Source organism: Paenibacillus sp. 01T442 (assembly GCF_056398345.1).
Genome location: NZ_JBFTPF010000223.1, coordinates 1 through 444, shown reverse-complemented (window position 1 = coordinate 444; position 444 = coordinate 1). Strand labels below are relative to the sequence as shown.

Below are 444 nucleotides of genomic sequence, written 5' to 3'. Positions count from 1 at the left end.
GAGTTTGAAGTATCATTGTTGGAATATTGTGATGAAAAGGGAGATTTTCATTATATTTACTGGAACGAAGTAGATGGAAAAATAGGAAGATCTTTTCGATTTGATACAAGGAATTCTATCGAAGGACTTGGTATGGTTTCCATTATTTTAGACGCAAAAAAGCCATTGATAATAAAAAATAAGATCTGAGTGTTTATCACATCATCTATGAGAGAAAGTTTCAATTAACGCAGAACGATAGTGGAACTGCTATTATAAGCAGCTCCCTCTTTTTTCATTCAAGTAAACATTCCTCTTAAGGCTAAGAAATGGCCTTTGTCAAAAAAGGAGCGCCTCGGTATGATGGATTTGTCGACGGGTTCGTAACCCAATACCATCAAGGAGGCGCTCTTACTTATGAAGTTTAAACAATCTAACGGACAAAATCAACGAATAGAACGAATT

At 35.4% G+C, this 444-nt stretch carries 1 pseudogene; it reads left to right on the top strand.

What is annotated here, in order from left to right:
• A pseudogene (locus AC1DLM_RS35540) lies at positions 1-189 on the top strand (class I SAM-dependent methyltransferase); the annotation flags it as partial.
• Between the last annotated feature and the right edge of the window lie 255 nt (positions 190-444).